General features: G+C 60.1%; 17 protein-coding genes and 1 pseudogene. 5 read left to right on the top strand and 13 right to left on the bottom strand.

The genetic code is table 11. From position 1 onward, the window contains the following. Positions 1–264: 264 nt before the first annotated feature. The 4 genes from R2J76_RS03830 to R2J76_RS03815 are packed head-to-tail and all read right to left on the bottom strand — an operon-like array spanning position 265 to position 4,201. The gene (locus R2J76_RS03830; protein ID WP_316414462.1) at positions 265–1,029 is read right to left on the bottom strand and encodes an ABC transporter permease; all 765 of its coding nucleotides are present in this window, start codon (positions 1,027–1,029) and stop codon (positions 265–267) included. After that, positions 1,022–1,936 (bottom strand): ABC transporter ATP-binding protein, encoded by a 915-nt coding sequence (locus tag R2J76_RS03825; protein WP_316414461.1) that lies wholly within the window; start codon positions 1,934–1,936, stop codon positions 1,022–1,024. Before R2J76_RS03825 ends, R2J76_RS03830 begins: the two co-directional genes overlap by 8 nt. Next, entirely contained in the window at positions 1,930–2,934 is a 1,005-nt protein-coding gene (gshAB, locus tag R2J76_RS03820) for a bifunctional glutamate--cysteine ligase GshA/glutathione synthetase GshB (RefSeq protein ID WP_316414460.1), read from the bottom strand. Before gshAB ends, R2J76_RS03825 begins: the two co-directional genes overlap by 7 nt. Further along, positions 2,909–4,201, bottom strand: a complete 1,293-nt coding sequence (locus R2J76_RS03815; protein WP_316414459.1) for a glutamate--cysteine ligase family protein — start codon at positions 4,199–4,201, stop codon at positions 2,909–2,911. Before R2J76_RS03815 ends, gshAB begins: the two co-directional genes overlap by 26 nt. 89 nt (positions 4,202–4,290) lie before the next feature. Between R2J76_RS03815 and R2J76_RS03810 the strand changes: the two genes are divergently transcribed. Then, positions 4,291–4,623 carry an ArsR/SmtB family transcription factor gene (locus R2J76_RS03810; RefSeq protein ID WP_316414458.1) on the top strand — a complete coding sequence of 111 codons (333 nt, stop codon included), beginning with the start codon at positions 4,291–4,293 and terminating at the stop codon, positions 4,621–4,623. Positions 4,624–4,716: 93 nt separating this feature from the next. Here R2J76_RS03810 and R2J76_RS21535 read toward each other — a convergent pair. The 4 genes and pseudogenes from R2J76_RS21535 to R2J76_RS03795 form a co-directional block, all read right to left on the bottom strand. Beyond that, positions 4,717–5,019 (bottom strand): annotated as a pseudogene (locus R2J76_RS21535) (GNAT family N-acetyltransferase); the annotation flags it as partial. A 297-nt stretch (positions 5,020–5,316) separates the two neighbouring features. Next, the gene (locus R2J76_RS03805; protein ID WP_316414457.1) at positions 5,317–6,081 is read right to left on the bottom strand and encodes a nucleotidyl transferase AbiEii/AbiGii toxin family protein; all 765 of its coding nucleotides are present in this window, start codon (positions 6,079–6,081) and stop codon (positions 5,317–5,319) included. Between the two features lie 65 nt (positions 6,082–6,146). Further along, entirely contained in the window at positions 6,147–7,139 is a 993-nt protein-coding gene (locus tag R2J76_RS03800; RefSeq protein WP_316414456.1) for a type IV toxin-antitoxin system AbiEi family antitoxin, read from the bottom strand. A gap of 662 nt (positions 7,140–7,801) precedes the next feature. After that, positions 7,802–8,887: an IS256 family transposase gene (locus R2J76_RS03795; protein ID WP_449405577.1), complete on the bottom strand. Its 1,086-nt coding sequence runs from the start codon at positions 8,885–8,887 to the stop codon at positions 7,802–7,804. Positions 8,888–9,268: 381 nt separating this feature from the next. Between R2J76_RS03795 and R2J76_RS03790 the strand changes: the two genes are divergently transcribed. Further along, a complete protein-coding gene (locus R2J76_RS03790; RefSeq protein WP_316414455.1) occupies positions 9,269–9,625 on the top strand; it encodes a hypothetical protein in 357 nt (118 codons plus the stop codon). Positions 9,626–9,642: 17 nt separating this feature from the next. On the opposite strand, the gene R2J76_RS03785 is transcribed toward R2J76_RS03790, so the two are convergent. The 5 genes from R2J76_RS03785 to R2J76_RS03765 all read right to left on the bottom strand — a co-directional run bounded on the left by R2J76_RS03785 (position 9,643) and on the right by R2J76_RS03765 (position 14,176). Then, positions 9,643–10,857, bottom strand: coding sequence for a hypothetical protein (locus R2J76_RS03785; protein WP_316414454.1), 1,215 nt, complete (start codon positions 10,855–10,857; stop codon positions 9,643–9,645). Between the two features lie 177 nt (positions 10,858–11,034). Next, entirely contained in the window at positions 11,035–11,715 is a 681-nt protein-coding gene (locus R2J76_RS03780) for a hypothetical protein (protein WP_316414453.1), read from the bottom strand. 279 nt (positions 11,716–11,994) lie between these two features. Then, positions 11,995–12,402, bottom strand: coding sequence for a hypothetical protein (locus R2J76_RS03775; RefSeq protein WP_316414452.1), 408 nt, complete (start codon positions 12,400–12,402; stop codon positions 11,995–11,997). Positions 12,403–12,841: 439 nt separating this feature from the next. Continuing rightward, positions 12,842–13,075: a helix-turn-helix domain-containing protein gene (locus tag R2J76_RS03770; RefSeq protein ID WP_316414451.1), complete on the bottom strand. Its 234-nt coding sequence runs from the start codon at positions 13,073–13,075 to the stop codon at positions 12,842–12,844. A 96-nt stretch (positions 13,076–13,171) separates the two neighbouring features. Beyond that, positions 13,172–14,176: a hypothetical protein gene (locus R2J76_RS03765; RefSeq protein WP_316414450.1), complete on the bottom strand. Its 1,005-nt coding sequence runs from the start codon at positions 14,174–14,176 to the stop codon at positions 13,172–13,174. A gap of 205 nt (positions 14,177–14,381) precedes the next feature. On the opposite strand from R2J76_RS03765, the gene R2J76_RS03760 reads away from it, so the two are divergent. From R2J76_RS03760 to R2J76_RS03750, 3 genes are all read left to right on the top strand, one after another. Next, complete coding sequence (locus R2J76_RS03760; protein WP_316414449.1) at positions 14,382–14,930, top strand: hypothetical protein; 549 nt, start codon at positions 14,382–14,384, stop codon at positions 14,928–14,930. A 246-nt stretch (positions 14,931–15,176) separates the two neighbouring features. After that, positions 15,177–15,494: a hypothetical protein gene (locus R2J76_RS21530; RefSeq protein WP_394366781.1), complete on the top strand. Its 318-nt coding sequence runs from the start codon at positions 15,177–15,179 to the stop codon at positions 15,492–15,494. Further along, complete coding sequence (locus tag R2J76_RS03750; protein WP_316414448.1) at positions 15,428–18,235, top strand: AAA family ATPase; 2,808 nt, start codon at positions 15,428–15,430, stop codon at positions 18,233–18,235. The genes R2J76_RS21530 and R2J76_RS03750 overlap by 67 nt, the downstream gene beginning before the upstream one ends. The last annotated feature ends 152 nt before the right edge of the window (positions 18,236–18,387 follow it).

The following is an 18,387-nucleotide window of genomic DNA, read 5'->3' as shown; positions in this document are numbered from 1 at the left end:
GCGAGGAAAACGGGAATCCGGGTCCGCCAGGCGTTCTTTATCCTGCTTTTCCCCCTGAATCCTGTTTATCCCCGTTTAATCGTCGCCGGGAGTTGTCGCCAACTATGGGTCCATGGACGTCGAGTAACGTGCGCTCCGACCCACCTCGGCGGCAGCCCTGCGGAAACCGGGATGAACGCCGATCAATGGGATGAACGGGGATCCCCTCAACCTGGAAGAGCCCCTTCATCACGGTTCAAAGGCACCTGGATTTGCCGACACCCCCTATTCCACGCTCATGCCCTTGCGCGCGTCCACCGCCCACACGGCCATGGCCACGGACGCCACGCCGAAGGCGGCGCCCAGCAGCACCGTGACGGGCTCCGGCCCCCCGGTTCCCAGGAAGAGCCCCCGGCCCTGCCCCACCAGCCCGGCCAGGGGGTTGAATCTTGCGATGAGATCCAGCCAGGGGGAGGTGCCCGGGGCCTGGAAGACCCCCGCCAGGAACATCGCCGGCGTGAGGACCAGGGCCACGAGGAAATTGGTCTTCTCGAAGGAATCCAGGAACAGTCCGGCCACGATGCCCCCGGAGGCGGCCACGAAGGACGTGATGGCCAGGAAGGCCCAGAAGAGGACCGGGTGGCCCAGGTGGTAGCCCGCGAACAGGCCCGCCGCGGCGAAGGTCATGACGCCCACCAGGAAGCCCCGCAGGGCCCCGGCGAGGGCAAAGGCGCCGAACTTCGACGCGGTGGACAGCGGGTACTGGCCGAGGTCCTGGAGCGTGTTCTGGTACTTCATGGCCACCAGCGAGAAGAGCGGATTCTGGAAGGCCGACAGGAACGTCCCCATGACCACCAGCCCCGGCACCAGGAAGCGCACGTAGGGCCCCCCTCCGGGACCGCTGCTCCGCGAGGCCATGAGCCCCCCGAAGATGCTGAGGAAGAGCAGATTGGACAGGAACGGCGCCACCAGGGTCTGCACCGCCAGTTTCAGGTAGCGCATCACTTCGCGCTGGAAAAGCGTGCGAAAGGCGATCCAGGGGCTAGGCAAGGCCGGGCTCCTTCCGGGTGAGTTCCAGGAAGACGTCCTCCAGCCGGGGCCGGAGGATCTGGAAGGATTCCACCAGGGGCGAGGCCTCGGCGAGGGCCGCCAGGACCGGCTCGCGGCCGGCGCGGGGGAACACCACCCGCAGCCCGGCCCCGGCCTCGGTCACCACGCCCTTGCCCTCGAACAGGCCCCGGATCCGGGCCTGCCCCTGGGTGCGCATGTCCAGGGTGAGGTGATCCCCGGCCATGGCCAGGAAGGCCTCCCGGTCCCGGTCGGCCACGATGCGGCCCTCGTCCAGCACCACGATCCGCCCGCAGAGTTCCTCGGCCTCCTCCAGGTGGTGGGTGGTGAGGAGGATGGTCAGCCCGTCCCCGTTCAATTCGCGCAGGAAACCGTACAGGTCGTGCCGGAGGTTCAGGTCCACGCCCGCGGTGGGCTCGTCCAGGAGCAGCAGCCGCGGCCGGTGCACCAGGGCGCGGGCGATCATGAGGCGCCGCTGCATGCCCCCCGACAGGCTCCGGACCTTCTCCCGCCGCTTGGGGGCCAGGGAAAGGCGCTCCAGGAGGTAAGCCAGGTGGGCCTCGTCGGCGCGCAGGCCGTAGAAGCCCCGCTCCATGCGGAGGATCTCCTCGACGGTGAAGACGTAATCGAAGCGGATCTCCTGGGGCACGATCCCGATGAGGGCGCGCAGGGCCGGGTTGGAGGCGGCCAGGGGCTGGCCGGCGACGCGCACGTCGCCGCGGTCCTGCCGGCAGCGCCCGGAAAGGATGTTGATCAGGGTGGATTTGCCCGCGCCATTGGGTCCCAGGAGGGCCAGGAAGGACCCGGGCCCCACGGCCAGGTCCACGGCGTCCAGGGCCGGCCTGGGGGCGCCCCGGTAGGTCTTGGCGAGGCCGTCGAGGATCAGCATGGCCACAGCTCCAGGAGGTCCAGGACGTGCCGCTCCACGTGGCGGTTCTCGCCCTGGTACGGGTAGTCGTGGATGTGCAGGGCCGGGTTGAAATTCAGTTCGATGACGCCGTAGTTGGCGGCGTCGGGTTCCCGGTCCACGTCCTCGATCAGCATGTCCACGCCGCAGATGCGGGCCCCCACGGCCGCGGCCGCGGCCACCGCCAGTTCGCCATAGCCGGGGTGCACCCGGTCCGTGAAATCCAGGCTGTCCCCGCCGGTGCTGATATTGGAATTGGGCCTCAGGGCCACCTCCCGCCCCGCCTCCGGCACGGACGCAAAGGTGAGCCCGGCCAGGCCCAGGTGCGCCGCCTCCTCCGGCCCCATGCGGAGCTTCTCCAGGGGGCTCCGGTAGCCCTTGCCGCGCAGCGGGTCCTCGTTCTTCCGGGCGACGAGCTCGGCCACGGTATGCACACCGTCCCCCTGGACCCGGGCCGGCACCCGGTGCAGGATGGCCCGCACCGCGCCCCCGATGACGAGGAACCGGAACTCCCGGCCCGGGAGCAGCTCCTCCACGAGGATCGTGTCGTCGGCCTCCAGGGCCTCCGCCACCGCCTTCAGGTAGGCGGCTTCGGACACCGGCGCCGGCAGCATGGAGACCCCGATCCCGAAGTTGGTGGTGTTGGGTTTCACCACCGTGCCCCGGGACCGCCACCGCGGGAAGTCCGCCCCGGCCGCGTCCAGGCTCCCGTAGTCCTGGCCCCCGGGAACCCGGATGCCGGCTTCGGCCAGGAGGCGCTTGGTGACCTTCTTGTTCTCCATGATCAGGGGGCTCACGTAGGTATCCGCCGAGGTGCGCGTGGCCTGGCGCAGGTATTCCACCCGCCCCGCGCCCCGGATGCGGATGAAGTTGGCGGGCGCGTCCAGCACCTCCACCGCGTGGCCCCGCGCCCTGGCCTCCCTGATCACGAGCTGGGTGGAGAGCTCCAGTTCCTCATACCCCGGCGTAGTCCATGGCATGGTTCACTCCTTTCGAAAAAGCGTTGGCGGTGTGGAGGCCGAAGGCGGTCCAGTCCAGTCCCGAGGACGCGAACGCGGCCGCGAGCCGGGCCGAGGGCAGCAGCGAGGGGCTGGCCACCCGGGCCCTGTAGTCGTCCAGCGACTGGAGGTAGCGGTCCCCGGGCTCCAGGTCGTCCAGCGCCCGGGCCCAGCCCTCCAGCCGGTCCAGTCGGGCCCCCACGGGTCCCGGGTCCAGCGCGCCGGGTTCGGTTCGCGCGGCCGCGGCCGCCCGGTCCAGGTCCACCGCCAGCGCCGCGGTGGACCTTGGCGCCGTGGGCCGCGCCAGGCCGTCCAGGATGAACAGGTGCGTGAGCCGCAGGCCGTCCATGGAAACCCCAGCGGGCGTGAAGGGGTCCACGTCCAGGAACCGCAATTCCAGGTAGCCGGGTCCGCGCCGGGACAGAGCCTGGAGGCCCGGCTCCCCGTCCAGGGCCGCCTGGCGCAGGCGGATGGGCGCGTAGAATTCCTTTTCCGTCTGGAAGACGTTGGCATTGAGCTGCAGCGCCCGGCCATCGCGCACCAGGCCCAGGGCCGCGAACTCCGGGGAGACGGTCCCCAGCCCCCGGCGGATGCCCTCGATGTAGGCCTTGGTGGACGTGAGGTCCAGGAAGGGCAGGAAGCCGGCCCGGGCGTACCCCCGCGGCCCGTTGCGATGGGAAAGGGCCAGGGGCCCCCCATCGCCCGCCACCGGCGAGGCCCCGAACAGGATGGGGAACCAGGCCAGGTCCTCGTAGAGGTTCCGGGCCAGCCTCAGGAGGAAATGGTCCTCGCCCTCCCGCAGCGGCGCGTTCCGGGAGAGCCAGCCTTCCAGGGCCGGCCCGAAGGAGGTGTTGAGGTGCACCCCGCAGATCATCTGGCGGGCCTTCCCGTGGCGGAGCGCCAGGCCCCGGCGGTAGAGGACGGACTTCCGGTCCAGGGCCGCCACGGGGATGGACGCATCCTCCGGAAGGCGGGGAGGCATGCTGAACGGCCACAGGCGTTCCGGATGGACCGCCGCCTGGGCCTCCCCGGTGAGGCGCTCCAGCTCGTCCAGGACCCCCGCCAGGCTGGGGAGGGGGGCCGTGACGATCTCCAGCATGCCTTCGGCAAAATCCCGGGTGAACGGGCCCGGCCGAAGGGCCGCCGGATGGGGCCGGGGGCTGAGCCGCCCGTCCGGGAGCATCCGGTGGGTCTCCCGCTCCACCCCCCAGCGGAAATCCAGGAACGGCTTCGCATCGTTTCGGTCCATGGCCAAGGTCTCCACCGACAAATATGTCAACTTTTTTTGACATGTCAAGAAAAGTTGAAATGTAGCTCCGCCACCCTATGATTCTAGGTATGGAAGAACTCGTGACCATCGCGGCGGCCCTGGGGGATCCCCTCCGGCTCCAGATCCTGGACCTGCTGGCCGCGGGCCGCTCCAGCCCCTGCTGTTCCCCCCAGCATCCGGACGCCCCCGTCTGGGTTTGCGCCTGCGACCTCGCCGCCGAAATGGGCGGCCTGTCCCATTCCAAGCTGGCCTACCACCTGGGCCAGCTGCGCGCCGCCGGCCTGGTCCGCGAACAGCGCCGCGGCAAGTGGGTCTACTACGCCATCAACGAGGAGGCCCTCGCGGCCTTCACGAAGGGCCTGTCCGGGCGGTGGGGCGTGGGCAAACGAACCTGCGTCTAGATGAGGCCGGCCTGAGCGTGGCCCGGGACTTTGAGCTGGGGCTTGGCATTGCGGGCCAACGCTCCCCCCGGGACTTGCTCAAGGCAACCCCACCTAGACGTGAAGGCCGTGGAATGCATGGGTACGAAGGGGATGCCCCACGGGAATCTTTGGGTTGTCGAAATCCCACTGGAAGTCCCTAGCCATTCCCAAACGTTCCATAACCCGCCGCGAGGGAAGGTTCAGCCCGCTTGTGAAGGACACGACCTCTTCGAGCCCCAGAGTCTGGAAGGCAAAATCCAGGGCGGCCCTGGCTCCTTCCGTGGCCAGCCCTTGTCCCCAAAAGGGCCGAACCAGGCGCCAACCAATCTCCACTGCGGGAGCAAAGGGAGCCTCGAACCTAACCTGCTCCAACCTGACCCGACCCGCATTTTGAGACCACTCGGAATGTTAGCTTTCTGGCCTTTGGAGGTCCCCAGCGCCGGCAGGGCCAGCATCGGGAGCCTAGGTTGAAATCCCGCCGACACAGCCTCAAAGAGGGCGAAGGACCGCGTTGATGCCGATAGGCAAATTCCATGGGCGTCAAGCCGGGGGTGGCAGCCCATCCAGCCACCTTCATGCACAGTTTTCCAGCTTCCTGTATTTCTGCGCAGATTTTTGCGGTTCTGCGTTTCTACATACCTCAACGCTAATGGCACCGGAGCAGGGCTGGTTCTACGTCGCCAGGGCCTCCAGGAAGGCTTTCATCAAGGCGTACGCATCACGAGCCACGAAACGGCGCTCGTCCGGATCCTCCGGATCCAGGAACATGGCCACGCTGCTCGGCCCGTAGTCATCAGGGGTGCTGAACTTGCTGGTTAGGATCTCCAGGGCCCGCTGTACCTCGGGGTTCTTCAGATCGGCACGAAGGATTTCGGCAAGCCCCTTCGGACCTTCAATTGAATTCTTGAGGCAGAAATACAGGTCGTACGCATCCTTGGGCTTGTCGCGACCATCCAGGGCATAGGCCTTCATTACGATGAACGCCGGGAGAGAGGCAACCTGGATCGTGATGGTGTTCTGTCGGCCATCCGGCATCCGCCCCTGGAAGGTCAGCGCCTGTCTGTGCCCCAGGGCGAAGCGAGCCCCATCCGCCTCGATGGCCCTGAAGTCGGGCATCACTTTTCCCCGTTTCGTCTTGGGCTTTCTGGGAAGGAGGAAATCCACCTCAACGCGGATGGGTTCACCGTCATCCACCTGAACGGTCTTGGCCAGCTTGAAGGGCTTGTCGGTCTCCTGGTAGTCGCGCCCTTTCAGGAGCATCACCAGTTCAGCGTAACGGTCCTCGTCGCGGAGCGGCCCCGGGTCCAGGAGGACATCCACATCCAGGCTGCCCGTGTGGGGCGGCACCGCCTTGGGTAGGAGCAGATCCGGAACCCAGCCACCAATAAGCACCATGGCGTCCCGGTACTCGCCCAGAACCTGCCAAAGCTCGGTCATGACCCTCCGTGCGGCTTCCACTTCCCTCGGGGGGTAATCCTCCTGGTGACTTCCGAGTTGCGGGCTCAAGGTTGGTACCTCGGTTTCAGAATGCGTTCGAAGAGATGCTCCGCAGCTTCTTCCCCGCGCCCGCCGGCATGCATCAAGTCGATGTATGTCTGGACCGCGCAGGTGATGGGCGGTTCGCCAAGCTTCCTTCCGTAGAAGATGCCCTCATCGGGGGCAAGGGTGGCGACGACGTTTTCACCATCCGGGACCGCCTGAAGGCTCAAGGCATCCTGGAGTGGTTTGAGGTCCCCCGACCAGTACAGAAAACTGCGGTGCTGGCGCACGAAGGGAGCCCACTCGCTGGCGGCCGTGAAGGAGGCCAGGGCGGCGTTCAAGTCGGGAAGGGATGGCAGCACCTCCTCGAAGCGCTTCCGGAAACCGTCCTGGGAAAGGGGCGAGTAGAAACGGCGCTGGGTGAGGCGGGGGGCCTTGGCTTCCCGTGCCCACGCCCTTAGGAGGGCGCCGGGATCCCGGACCTGGATTCCTTCGGGGCCTCGGATGATGTGGTTCTGGTTTTCCAAAAGCTTTGCCAGGGCATGAGCTTGCCCCAGGCTAACGCCAGGGTACGCGGCCTTGGCCAGGTCACGCAGGGTCCAGGTTCGGCCGATCCCTTCGGGATCAAGAAGGGGCCGGAGCAGCCGCTTGCCTGCCCGAGTAAAGGGTGAGCCCTGGGATGCCTGGCGCGCATAGCGGTTGGGAAAGCCCTTCCGCTCGATGTAGAGAGCCCCCGATGAGATTCGGCAATTGCCACTTGCATCCCAATAGCCGATCTCTCGCTTGGCGAGCAACTCGGCAGCCGCCTCGGAAACGAAGGGGGCGATCACCATGATTCCATCGAGACCCTGCTCAACTTTTACTTCGGCCAAACGTGCCCCCAGGAGTTCGGCTTCGCGAGGCTCCAGGTTCCTGCGCTTGATGACCACGCCCCATTGCAGCGGGGTCTCATCGCCCTTTGGATAGAGCTTTCCAATGGCATCGAAACCGAACCGCTCAGGGTTCTCAACACTCATGCCCCAATAGGCATGTTGGTATAGGGGAAGCCCCTGAAGGTCCTGGCGGAGACCATCCAATAGGGTTTCGGCGCTGAGAGATTCGTTCGGTTTTACCAATCTGTTCACCCATTGCTGAACATAAGTTAAAATCTGAACATGTCAAGTTGGAGAACACCTTCCTGCTGCTGATGCGTCTTGAAAACGGCCTGCATGGTGATCGCGAAGCGACCTCAGGATTCCAACCCTCCCGCGAAGATCGAGGGTGCTGGAAACCAGTGGGCAGGCCCGCAGGGCCGGTGCGACCTGGGGTCCAGTGGCAAGCCTGTGGGCAGGCTGGCAAAGGGTCACTTTTGCCCATGGCCAGCCGGTGCGCGGCAGTTGTGTCCAGAATTTTCTGTAAGTCCGCTCCAGTAGGGATTTCCTCAGTCTAGGGCGGGCAGCCGCAGGCGGACCCCGCCCGGCCCGGCGAAACCGATCAGATTCCTGCTGATGACCATCCGCTGTGGGGCATGTGGAGAACGCGCAGCGGTCTCCAGGCGCAGCCCGAGGGTGTGGAAAGGGTGCGGGCAGGCCCGCAGGGCCGGTGCGCGAAGCGCAGTCCACAGGCTTTCCATGCCTGAGCACGCTCCACAGAGCATGGGTCGGCGCCATCAGGGCATGGAGCGACCATAGGAACAAGATCACGCCGGTCCCCCCATGTGCACCCATGCCTGGCCGGTCCAGGCCTCGTTCTGTTCCATGAGAAGCGCCCCGTAGACGCGTTCCCGGCTTTCCGCATTGGGCCAAACCCGCACCAGTCGGCTCTTTCGCTTCAGCTCCTGGTTGAATCGCTCGACCATATTGGTCGTCCGCAGCCGCTTATGATGGCCCTCGGGTAGCGCCAGGACGGCCTGGAGGCTGTCCAGGTGCTCCTCCACGTAGTCCACTGCCTTGGGCGATTTCTCCTCCCAGCGCGCCCTCAGCAGACCGAGCAACTCCTGCGACCGGACGTAGTCCACGGCGTGGAGCACGGCCCTCACGTCTTCCCGGAAGGCCTTCTGGTCCGCCGCCTTGACCTGCTCGATCGACCTGCGGAGGAAGTGCGCCTGGCACTCCTGCCAGCTCGATCCGGGAAACGCCTTCGTCGCGGCCTGGCAGAGGCCCTCGTGGGCGTCCGAGACCAGCAGGTCGACCCCATGCAGGCCACGACCCTTCAGGTCCTTGAACAGGCCCTCCCAGGCCACCTCGGTCTCTCCGCCCCAATCCAGCCAGCCCAGGACCTCTCGCTCCCCCTTCTCGTTGACCCCAGCAGCCCATAGGAAGGCCCGGCTGCGGACGCGGTGGCCTTCCCGGACTTTGTCGAACCGGGCGTCAACGAGGAGATACGGAAAGGCACCCAAGGGCCGGGTCCGAAACGCTTCCACGGCCGGCTCGATGTCCTTTAGGATCTGGGATACCAGGCTGGGACTGACCTCTGCCCCGAAGGCCTCCTCCGCCAGCCTGCTCACGTTCCGGTTGGACACCCCGGCCAGCACCATCTGGCCGCAAGCGGCCAGCAGGGCGCGCTCGGATCTCTGCCAGCGCTCGAATAGGGCCGGCCGGAAGGAGCCGTTCCGGGCCTGCGGTACAGATAGCTCCAGGGCGCCGGCCACGGTCTGGAAGCCACGATCCTTGTAGCCATTGCGATAGCCGTTAGGCCGTTCCATGCCCCGGGCGTTCCAGGGCGCCTCGAAATGGGCGTCGGCCTGGCTGTTGATCAGGGCCTGGGCCACGGCTTCCACCAGCACTCGGAAGCCCTCGCCTCCTGGCTGCGAAAACAGTCCTTCCACAGTCCCCTCGGGGACCTCAAACTTCAACTCGGCCATTGGCTTCCTTTCGTAGGCTTGCTTGCTCGCAACTTCAAACCTACTGGAGCCAGTGGCCCCTTTGCTACCCGGACACCTGGAATGGCGCGGGGGCTAACTTACAGAAGCTTTTATACACAACCTGCGCGGCGCGCAGTCCATGGGATTTCCACGGGAACGGGCGCAGTCCACAGGCTTTCCATGCCCGGGCGCGGGTGCCACTGACCTTGGGTATGGGCCGAAGAAGTCACTTGGGGAAAAGGCCCCTTAGTCACAGCGATACTTTTAGGGTGTGCCGTCGGTGATCCCAGGCAGCAGACGGCGGTGCTTCTGGCTGCGGCGATGCGCCAGCTTCGCGAATCCGAGAGGAGATACTGGCGCCACGAAACGATTTCTCGGGCATCTGGGTTTTTAGAGGAGATCGCTTCCGTGTTCCCTGACCAGCGCAACCCCTATCACTACCAGATGAAAAACAAGATTCCCGGATTTGGGGACAGTTGGCGCTACCTGTCTGGCGGGGAGCTCGGAGGCGGCTTCGGGGACGAGGATCTAATCCGACTGGTCGTTCGGGAGATTGGTATCGGTCTGAGGGAGTATCGCCTGGAGTTCTACCTGGACCCCGAAGGTTGGAACCCCGGCCCAGAAATCCGTGAGCAGTTGGCGGGAAAGTCGCACCTTTAGAGCCATGACTTGAGTTCTTATGTGGCGGCAACATGGGTTGCGGAATATTCGAGGTCTTCCGGAATCTTGTTCATCCACCCTTGAATGACTCCATCTGATGACGTCACAAAAAATGCCTTTAGGCCATCTTCGCTATTCACCTGGAGCAGTTGATCGCGTAAGTGGTAATTCAACAATTCCTCAAATTTTCGGTCTCGGATAAAATTGAAAATATTTTTATCGATACCAGTGTACGCATATCGGATTTCATTCTTGAGCCGCGCATCCAAATCCAAGGGGCAGGGAACCGCGCCCCCATCCCAGAATGATCCCCAATACGTCGTCTTAATGTCCCCAACCTTGAATGTAAATTTCGATCGGCGGAATGGGCTTAAAAATTTTCCCTCATGCCTCGGGTGACCAAAAACATCATGAAGCGAAGAGTCGGGATTGAACAATCGCTCAGATTCAGAAAGGGTCCAAAGAAGCTTGGCTCCTTCCATCAGGCCCGCAGTTTCGTCCAGTCGCCGAGAATAGTATTGAATGATTTTTCGGATGGCCTCCTCGAATTTGGGCTCCGGTGTCCATTCCGGATCCAAAAGCTCGATGTCGTATTTCCTGTCCTCTGCCGAGGTCCAGGTAGAAAAGACGATACCGATTGCCCTGCTGTAGCCCCTATTGCTACCCCTTTTGAAAAGACCGAGTGAGTTAAGTTTCCCGCAGAATGAGGTTCGATGCTTATCGATCGATGCAAGTTTAGTCGTTCCCTTGGCTTCAATTAAGATTTTCCCCGCCCCGTTACATCCGTTCGCTTCGAAGTCGAATCGATGTGATTGCTTGCGAACCGTTCTGGCGTCAATGATGCCTTCCTGTCTCAGTAGTTCAAGAGAGACGCCAACTCCGATGATTTCAGTCGCAAAACGTCTGACATCAGGGTCCGTCAATGCCTCGACTACCAACCGGTCGTCAACGACCCTGGGCCCCAACATGGAAATCAGTATCCACGCCAGTTTGGTTGCCTCTTGCCTCCGGGTGGCACTGCCGCTGAATACCTCCATGTGCAAGGAGTCGGAAAAGTGCCTACCGGCCTGGATCACAATAGATTCCAGGTTCATCCGGGTGCCATTGGCCGTGAGGTTCTGGACCCACGGTGGTGTCGAGCGAGGGCACCGGGGCATTTTGCGTGAGGGCTGATATTCATTGACCTGAACGGCAAACGATTTCTGGGGGATTCCCTTGAGCGGCATCGGCATTTCCCCTTCAGTTCTATTAATACTATCAAAGATACAGAGAATCCTTAAACAGGGGAATTATCCAGAAACTCCGGAACGCCCCGTTCTCAGCGGGCTCGAAATACCCGCCTGGTGTTGAAAGTCGTCGGCAGTTCCCTCCCGGTATCAGCAGAAGAAACCTTTGCTTGCGGGATCGTCTCAAGGTGCGTGTTCCACACCGTAGTTAAAGAACGCCATATCCAATACCTTGCCAGACGGGTAACTCAACTTTTTCTTGTGAGAGAAGAACCCACTCAGGGGCCAAGAATTTTTGAATGCCAAGTTGGCCAGTTGGCTTAGATACTTGCCATCACAATTCTGCCCGACCCGTAGGCCTTGCTCCTTGGCGTAAAGCTTAAATCCAATTTTATAGAACCGGTCAATTGCTGGGCATTGTCCCCAGATGCCCAGGAGGATCTTCGAAATGAGCGTCTCCGTCCATGAAATTCGCGCTGCGACGCCGCCGTCGAAACTGACGATCACATTCACAGCCTGGTCAAAAAGTTTGATCGCGCGTGAAGTGTCCGTTCTGAATTCATCGAATTTAAGTTGCCAGAAATCATCCGGCATATTTTCGTCAAGGTGCCTAACAAAATCGACAAAGAACGCAAGATTGGTGTTGGGCAAATTGGAGGAGGCCCGTAACATTCCCCAGTTCGCCAGGAAGAACCCGAGGTGAAGCGCCGTTTGTTCGATGTTTTCCGGCGAAGCGGCCTTTCTAAAGGATCCCATTCCCTGGAGGTGTTCCCACAGGAATTCCCATGCCTGGTAACGAGGGTACCGCGAGCCGTGCTCAATCTGATGATAGCTTCTCGCTTGACGCTGGAAATCGAATGGCATGAGCACCTCATTCACGCGACTACGGATCTTTTGGGGATGATTCGATTAGATTAACATCGGAGGCCGATGTGGCGGCGCCGTTCTGAATCAATTTGTGCTCACGTTTATCGAGCACTAGAAATTCCGAACATGGATTGATGGTGTCGTGAACCTCAGCCGGCCTGGAAGATGGCCTGGAGGTGCCAGGCGAGGAATTCACGGTCCGGCAGGAACCGCTCATCAGAAAGCCGAATCGCCGCCCCTTCCAGGCCGAGGCGCCACTCCCGTGCAAGGGCGTTGTCACTTTGCTCTCGGAGCAAGGTCAAGGGTGGCCATGCCGTGACGCTCCCGGTCCGCCAGGTAGCCCTCTACGGCGTCCTTCACGGTATAAACTCCGACCTGCACCCGCTCCCCCGTGACCTGGGAGTAGGCGGTCCGGAACCATTCCCGTGCCTTCTCCTGGGCTTGGGCACAGGACAGGACCATCACACCGTCGGCATCCGTAATGTCGTCGGCCGCCCCCAGCGGCTTGAAGAGCCTTGGTGCGCAAGGATCGTGGAACCGTGCGACCCAGGTGCCGCCGTTGGTGCCCTTGCGGTAGCCCAGGGCCCGGCCCATTTCCATCACCAGCCAGTAGGGGCTATTCCGAGGTTTAAGCGGGAGCCGGTCCGTCCGGGTACCCAGTCCACTCAGCTTGGTCCTGCTCATGGTTGCCTCCCCTTCCTTGGATGCCAAAAAGATGACAAACACGGGGGAAACACCCTGGTCCAGGGTGGTCAACCCTGCAACCACACAGAGATAAGCCCTATCTTATCAATGTGCATGTTAGGGCATGTTACTCAAATCCGTACAGTGAAACGCCCCGAGGCGGGGGCGTAATCCAATCATCATATTTATTATTTCCAATTTTTAGAATTCACATTCAGCGATTTCCTCAAATTTTCCTCAAAATTTGCGAAGAGATTACAATCGATCCCCCTAGATGCCTACCGACTACCACAGACCCTTCACTTGGACCACCAGGATACGGCAAGCCGACTCTTCCCTGGGTAAGTTGCCTTCAAAGGGGCCCCCATGCTGGAATTTGCCAACAAAAAGGCCACCACAAAGGGTGGCTCCATTTGGCGCGGGATCGCAAGGATGCTGCTCACACCGCGGGGTTCAAAAATTCCTCGATGGCCCGGATTGGAACGATGACACGGCGGCCGATCCGGACAACGCGCAGCTTTTCCTCTGCGATCAGGGCCAGGACCGTGCACCGACTCAACCTCAAAACCTCCCCCGCCTCTTCGATGGTGAGAGCCATGCACGGCAGCGGGGCGCATTCGATACCAAGCGTCTGCGGCAAAACCGACTGCAGCACGACCTTCTTCTTTGGCATCGCTCCTCCTGGAATCCCAGACCATCCCTGGTCCAGGGAAAGAGTCGGCTCTGGGCTGCACGCGAGGGAGGCATTCTCCAGTTGGACAATTTCCCCTCATGACGGATTCCGCACCCTTCTCCAAGTGCCTGCATGATTACAAGGCTTGCTCCGTGAGGTGCCGGTAAAGGCTTCCCTCTCCAACCCATAGATTAAGTTCCCGATTAGTGGGTCCTCGTCAAATCGACCCAAGCCCTCTAGGGCTTGGCGAATCATGGCGCCGAAGTCCTTGAGCCCGTGTTTCGCCCCTCCAATGAAGGCACCTGGCCCCCCTGGCCGAACCATCATCAGCCCCCCGTTCGGATGCATTCCCCGCTGGAGTTCACTGGATTTAATTGTGTCCAGGCTTGAAAGCACGGTCCCATGGATCCGCCACAGGCAGTATCCCCACCGGACTCCATCGGCATGATCGAAAAGGTGCTTTTGAAGCCACCATGTGCCCAAATCGACCGGGAAAATTCGCCCTTGGTCACCGCTTCCGCCGAAATCCGCTGTCCGCGGGCCTGAGGGTTTGGTTTCAGTTTCCCGACGAGCCATCTCGACGAAATTTTCGCAGGAACGCTTGGCGGCATGAAGCCAGAGCAGGAACTCTCGTCTGCCCGGCAGTGGCGAAGGAAGCCACCTCTGATAATCTTCTACTTCGGGCCCGCGAAGCGCACGTTCTCCCTTGCGTGCCACACCCCACGTATCGGCATCCCCTCCCTCGCCGACCTTAAGACGACGGTTCTTCACTGCTCTTGGGTTCATCGGTGCCAGGAAAATCGAAATCGCTGTCTCCACCTGTATCCAAGACAGGCCAGGCAGGAGGCGACGAAGGTTTGCAGCCATCCAGCGTGGCTCCTCACGAACCGCAAGAGCGATCGGCCCCCGTTCGCCGAAGCACAGACCTTCATGCAAACGCGCAAGGTCTTCTGCGGTACTTGGGCCATTCTTCAAGAAGGACCATGTCAGCGCAGCTTGAAGTACGGCCGGAATCCGTTGCCATGCCCCAGCGGAAACTCCTGGCTTCATGGCTTCATTCAGCCACTCCTCCTGATCCCATCCCCCGATCCGGCGATTCATACAATTGTCCTTAATATTAGGCAATAAGGGTACAGCACGATTCCAACATGATGGCGGCGAGAATCCAACTGGTCCGTCTCGTGGCCTTGGCGTGTCGTAAACGCCCTAGCCGTTCAGCCCCCGAATTCGACCGTTCAGATGAAATAGCGGATTCTCAGAGGTGGTCGAGGCATCATCTTTTAGGACAATCCAACAGGAGGTAGTAATGAAGAAGATCGATTTCGAAGTAGTGCCTTCCATTGCCGGGGGGTATTTCGGTTTTGGCAGGATCAACCCGGCGGATTTCCCGAATGTCCTAGTTCAAACCAAGCCTATTCTATTTGGTACAGAGGCCAGGACTTGGGAGACGCTTGAATCTCAGGCTAAGGAAATATTAACCGTATTGAAAAATTCACACATGTTGCCACCAACCTTCATGCTTTCTATATCATCAAGCCCAATGTCATCCCCCAAGGGGCTCATTATTCAGGGTCAAAATTGGGAAAATCTAATCAAATATCTCCAGACTAAATTATGCCGAAATACAACTGATAGAGACATGAATTCCGAAGAATCGCAGGATTCAATCACTGGATATATTCCTTTGATTGCTTCGACTTTGATATTTTCTCTTCCAAAGAGTGAAGAATTCCAAATCGGGCCAGAGTTTACTTCATGGATAGTTGATATATGCATGGAGGAAATTCAAGCAGAGTCACCGAATAATAGTAACGAAATCATCAGCAAAATGCTGAATTCTGTCATTTTGCCCTAAACGAGTGCCCTTTATCCGCACCTCGATTGGAACCCGCCTTCTAAGGTTCATCCACTCCTGCCGGAGCCTTGCTGAATTCTGGGGTTTCATCCAGCCGAAATTGGCGCACTACGCTGAACGCACGGCCTTCCTTGTTGAGGAATTTGCACCCCTTCTAGACGAATTGGAAAAAGCGGATCTCCATCCAGGCCTGGCTCCAATCCAGGAAGTCCTGGCGAAGGTGGATAGCGACTAGGTTTGGGATGCATGGCAGAAGGCTACTGGCAGTTCTTCTGCGGGGAGGAGTTCTTCCGCCATGACCATCCCGTCCACCCGACCCAGATGACCCGCTGGCGGCAGCGGATTGGCGACAAGGGCGTGGAGAAACTGCTTCAGATCGCCATCGAGGCCGGCAAGACCACCCGGACCATCACGGAGACCATCTTTGAGAAGGTCAGGGAAACCCTACAGGCCCTTTGCCGCCACCTGGAGGTGCTCCAGCTCCATCAGGAAGCCTCATGGGCCTTCTGGAATGCCAGAGGGGTTTCGCAGGATCGACTATTTTATCGAATCTGCAAGAAATAGAGCATTCCCTTCTCGCCAAGTGGGATGATGAACCATCTGTTCACAGCAAATATGGGATGGCCAAAATGACACTGGTAGAGGAGATTATCAGTTGGTCGGATGGGTTGAATGATTGGCAGAGAGATGCCCTTCGACGGCTGTTCCTTCAGGAATCACTTACGGCAAATGATATTGACGAATTAATTGCCATGGTCAAGGAGACTTACGGAGGTGGACCTTCCGCGCCGGTGAGACCTGACCTTTTGACTCAAGCACATGTGCCCGGTGCTGGAAGCGGAGCAACCGTGCAACTTATTGAGATTTCAAATTTCAAGCATGTGAATGGATTCCCAACCAGTCGGCAACCGGTCAAGTTTGAGTCCTCCGGATTGACAGTCCTATTTGGGGAAAACGGGGCTGGAAAGTCCGGCTATGCCAGGATCTTAAAGAATGCTTGCCGGGCGCGAAGCAGGGAAGACGTGAAACCTGATGCATTTGGACCAACCACCAGCGGCCCACGGGTCCCTTCCGCTGAGATATCCGTGTTTGTCGATGGCAACTCCCAGCGAGTGCAGTGGACCCAGGGAGGGCCATCCAACCCCAACCTAAGCATGATCTCGGTCTACGATGCCGCCTGTGCGAGGCACTACGTTGAAAAGGAAGGGTCCCCAGCCTTTTTACCGTATGGATTAGGGCAGCTCAATCGCATGGCCGCCGCCCAGAAAGAAATGCAACGCAGGATTACTGCTGAGCGCGATGCGATTGTGTTGAATGCGAGGGTCTTCGAGCCTCTCAAGGGCGCGACCGCAGTAGGGGCAATGATCAGCACTCTCGGACCAGACACTGTCCTCAGTGCCTTGCGCGCGTTGGGAACCCTAACTGCCGAGGACTCAGGCCGAATCAAGGATTTGGACCAACTTCTCCAGGAGTTGAATCCTGAACCAAAGGCAAAATCTCTCGACAGGCTTGCTGAACGCCTGACCTTGGCTACTGAACGGTCCCAGAAGGCCCAGCGTTTTGTCTCTGACGCAGCGCTTGCCAAGGGAAAGGCATTGTGCGAAGCCGAGCAGGCTGCCAAAGCTGCCTATGAAATCGCTCAGCAACAATTGCAAGGCACAGATCGGCCGGAGCAACCCGATACGCTTCTACTCGGCACTGGCAACGCCATCTGGAAAGCCCTCTACGATGCTGCTGAAAAATTCTCGGCCGCCCATGCTTACCTCGATCACCCTTTTCCAAATACCGAGGAGGGCGCGAAGTGCGTGTTATGCCAGATGGAATTGGCGCCGGATGCGCGGCGGCGGATGCGACGGTTTGCTGAATTTGTTGCAGGTCAGGCAGCCAACAATGCAGCCGTTGCTGAAGAAGCCTTGCGAAAGGCCCTTTCAACAATTGCAGAAGCGAACTTTGCTCCATTAGATTCACCGACCATGACGGAGTTGCAGTCCTTCGACCCAGAGATGTACTCAGACATCGATGCCGCCACGACTGCTTGGTCCGCACGTCGACAGTGGCTCCAAGATGCCATCAAGAACAATGATTGGACCTCGCCCATCCCTCTATTGCCGCTCGGTGATGCCTTGGATGCTAGGCTGCAAGCCAAGGTGCAAAAACTACGGCTGACTGCAACGGCTCTTCGCCAATCCGTAAATCCGGCCACCCGCGCTCCATTGGAAACCGAATTGCGAGAGCTGAAGGCCCGCCAATCCTTGACTGTACTATTGCCGCAGGCCTCCCAGTTCGTGGCCGATAGTGTCCGCAGACGAGAGCTCGATCGGTGCTATGCAGCGCTAAACCCCCAGGGTGTTTCCACAAAAATGACAACCTTGGCCAAGGCGCACGTTACGTCTGCGCTGGCTGCAGCCATGAACAAAGAGCTTGCATATCTAGAGTATCGTCGCCGCGTTCATCCAGAACTGACAGGCCGTACGGATCAAGGTAATACCTTCGTCGCCCTGCGAATCAAAGATTCCGCCCTGGATGCCCACTTGGTTCTTTCTGAGGGCGAGCAGCGTGCCCTAGCCCTGGCGTTATTCCTCGCAGAAGTTCGCTCTCTTCCACACCAATCGGCCGTAATTTTTGATGACCCCTCGACATCCCTTGATCACCGTTACCGACGAAACATGGCGAAGAGCATCGTAGCCTTGGCAACAGAGCGACAGGTATTGGTATTCACCCACGACGCGGTGTTCCTCACCGAAATTGATCATGCCTTGCGTAAGGCCAATCAGAAAGCTTACTACAAGTCCGTCGGATGGGACGCAGCACCAGGAAATGTCGTGGACGGCCTCACATGGGAAACAATGAATTGCAAGATGCGCCTGGAAGAGATCGAAAACCTGGCCAAGGCCATCAAGGAAAGCTCCGGTGACTATATGGGCGAGGAGAATGCCAAGCGGGTCGCGGAGGGATACAGCAAGTTGCGCGGCACAATTGAACGCGCCGTTCGGGAAGAATTCATGAACAACACAGTTCAGCCATTCAGCAATGTTGTATCGGTGGATTCCTTCGGGGCTGTAATTGGCCATCCCCAAGAAGAATGGGATGCGGTCATGGACGTATACGATCGCGCCTGTGAAGCCACAGAAGCGCACGATACACCCGCCGAACATCAGCTACCAATACCGGTACCGGAGCAGTTGATCAGAGATATCAAAACCATTTGCGAACAGATCGCGAAAGCCAAAACGCGAAGGAGCGCCTTCGAGAGTGAACGCAGTAAGCGCAATGCTCAAAGAAAGAAACCATTTCTTGTGGGATAAAGTGGACTCCCCGTGATCTGCCCAGAGTCGACGCCGGGGCTGTGACTCGATCTCTACCTGGCATCCTGCGTAGCAAGGACATCCAGAGGTGCAACATTCCCTTCGACGCTCTCTAGAATCGGCCGGGGTCTGCCCTCCAAAACCAGGGTGTC

This window comes from Mesoterricola silvestris, assembly GCF_030295405.1.
Lineage (GTDB): Bacteria > Acidobacteriota > Holophagae > Holophagales > Holophagaceae > Mesoterricola > Mesoterricola silvestris.
Note: the sequence above shows the minus strand (reverse complement) of the source record. Positions and strands in the feature narration are given on the sequence as shown.

Excerpts from the sequence above, each read along its gene's own strand:
- R2J76_RS03825 (WP_316414461.1), bottom strand. The coding sequence starts at position 1,936 with ATGCTGATCCTCGACGGCCTCGCCAAGACCTACCGGGGCGCCCCCAGG.
- gshAB (WP_316414460.1), bottom strand. The coding sequence starts at position 2,934 with ATGCCATGGACTACGCCGGGGTATGAGGAACTGGAGCTCTCCACCCAG.
- R2J76_RS03815 (WP_316414459.1), bottom strand. The coding sequence starts at position 4,201 with ATGGACCGAAACGATGCGAAGCCGTTCCTGGATTTCCGCTGGGGGGTG.
- R2J76_RS03810 (WP_316414458.1), top strand. The coding sequence starts at position 4,291 with ATGGAAGAACTCGTGACCATCGCGGCGGCCCTGGGGGATCCCCTCCGG.
- R2J76_RS03805 (WP_316414457.1), bottom strand. The coding sequence starts at position 6,081 with ATGACCGAGCTTTGGCAGGTTCTGGGCGAGTACCGGGACGCCATGGTG.
- R2J76_RS03800 (WP_316414456.1), bottom strand. The coding sequence starts at position 7,139 with ATGAGTGTTGAGAACCCTGAGCGGTTCGGTTTCGATGCCATTGGAAAG.
- R2J76_RS03785 (WP_316414454.1), bottom strand. The coding sequence starts at position 10,857 with ATGCCGATGCCGCTCAAGGGAATCCCCCAGAAATCGTTTGCCGTTCAG.
- R2J76_RS03780 (WP_316414453.1), bottom strand. The coding sequence starts at position 11,715 with ATGCCATTCGATTTCCAGCGTCAAGCGAGAAGCTATCATCAGATTGAG.
- R2J76_RS03775 (WP_316414452.1), bottom strand. The coding sequence starts at position 12,402 with ATGAGCAGGACCAAGCTGAGTGGACTGGGTACCCGGACGGACCGGCTC.
- R2J76_RS03770 (WP_316414451.1), bottom strand. The coding sequence starts at position 13,075 with ATGCCAAAGAAGAAGGTCGTGCTGCAGTCGGTTTTGCCGCAGACGCTT.
- R2J76_RS03765 (WP_316414450.1), bottom strand. The coding sequence starts at position 14,176 with ATGAATCGCCGGATCGGGGGATGGGATCAGGAGGAGTGGCTGAATGAA.
- R2J76_RS03760 (WP_316414449.1), top strand. The coding sequence starts at position 14,382 with ATGAAGAAGATCGATTTCGAAGTAGTGCCTTCCATTGCCGGGGGGTAT.
- R2J76_RS21530 (WP_394366781.1), top strand. The coding sequence starts at position 15,177 with ATGGCAGAAGGCTACTGGCAGTTCTTCTGCGGGGAGGAGTTCTTCCGC.
- R2J76_RS03750 (WP_316414448.1), top strand. The coding sequence starts at position 15,428 with ATGGGCCTTCTGGAATGCCAGAGGGGTTTCGCAGGATCGACTATTTTA.